This window comes from Corallococcus sp. 4LFB (genome assembly GCF_046520365.1).
Classification (GTDB): Bacteria; Myxococcota; Myxococcia; order Myxococcales; family Myxococcaceae; genus Corallococcus; species Corallococcus caeni.
The window spans coordinates 1-1,487 of the sequence record NZ_JBKGHJ010000964.1 but is presented as its reverse complement, the minus strand read 5'-3'; the positions used below and the strand labels follow the sequence as shown (position 1 = coordinate 1,487).

The following is a 1,487-nucleotide window of genomic DNA, read 5'->3' as shown; positions in this document are numbered from 1 at the left end:
GTTCGAAAAGCTCGTGGAGGAGCTGCACGTCGAACGCGCGCTGAGCCATGGACCGTTGGTGCAGGTGATGTTCGCCCTCCAGAACGCGCCCGGCACGTTGCCCCAGCTTCCGGGCCTCCAGGTCCAGGCGCTGGAGCTGCCGCTCCAGACCTCCAAGTTCGACCTCAGCCTGATGCTGGAGGAGACCGGAGACGGGCTCTCGGGCGTCCTCGAATACGCGAGCGCGCTCTTCGAGCCCCGCACCATCGAGCGGATGGCCGCGCACCTCCATTGTCTGCTCGAAGGCGCGGTCCGCCAGCCGGATGCCGCCGTCCACACCCTGCCCTGGTTCCTGGAGAAGGAGCGGCAGCAGGTCCTCTTCACCTGGAACAACACCGCGCGTCCCTACCCGCGCGAAGCCTCCCTGGTGCGTGCCTTCGACGCGCAGGTGGCCGCGCGGCCAGAGGCCATCGCCGTGCGCCACGGCACCCGAGCCCTCACCTACGCGGAGCTGGACACCCAAGCCAATCAGCTCGCGTGGGCGCTCAAGGCCCAGGACGTGGGACGGCATGCGCCGCGCGTGGGCGTGTGCCTGCCCCGCTCCATCGACCTCGTCGTGTCGCTCGTCGCCATCCTCAAGGCAGGCGGCGCCTACGTGCCGTTGGACCCGGACTATCCGGCGGACCGCCTGGCCTTCATGGCCACCGATGCGCGGCTCGTCGCGGTCGTCACCGAGTCGGCGCTCGCCGCGCAGGTCCCCGAAGGCCCCTGGACGGTCCTGCGGCTGGACGCGCTGCCCGCGGGGCTGGCACGCCACGCGCCTCCGGATGCGTGCACGGGCGATGACCTGGCGCACCTCATCTACACCTCCGGCTCCACGGGCCGCCCCAAGGGCGTCTGCATCCCGCACCGGGGCGTCGCCCGCCTGGTCCTCGATCCGGACTTCATCCAGCTCCGTCCCGAGGACCGTGTCGCCCAGACATCCACGGTCGCCTTCGATGCCTCGACGTTCGAGCTGTGGAGCGCCCTGCTCAATGGCGCGACGCTGGTCCTGCTGTCGAAGGAAGAGGTCATCGAGCCCACGGTGCTCGCGCGGCGGATCCGCGAAGAGGGCATCACGGTCCTGTTCCTGACCACGGCACTGCTCAACCACGTCGCACGCACCGACCCGGCGCTCCTCAAGGGCCTGCGCTGGCTGCTGTTCGGTGGCGAGGCCGCGGACCCAACCTGCATCCGCGCGCTCCTCTCCCACAGCGCGCCCGACCACCTCGTTCACGCCTACGGCCCCACGGAGAACTCGGCGTACAGCACGTGGTTCTCTCCGACGCGCGTCGAACCCGATGCGGTGACGGTGCCCATCGGGCGCCCGGTCTCCAACAGCACGGCCTACGTGCTGGACGCGCACCTGTACCCGGTGGTGCCGGGAATCGTCGGGGAGCTGTTCGTCGGCGGCGACGGCCTCGCCTGGGGCTACTGGGAGCGGCCCGACCTCACCGCGACCGCCTTCA

At 70.5% G+C, this 1,487-nt stretch carries 1 protein-coding gene; it reads left to right on the top strand.

Features of this window, described 5'->3' with window-relative positions; genetic code table 11:
* The coding region (locus ACLEQD_RS43210; RefSeq protein WP_410391761.1) for a non-ribosomal peptide synthetase at positions 1–1,487 on the top strand (1,487 nt) is incomplete at both ends.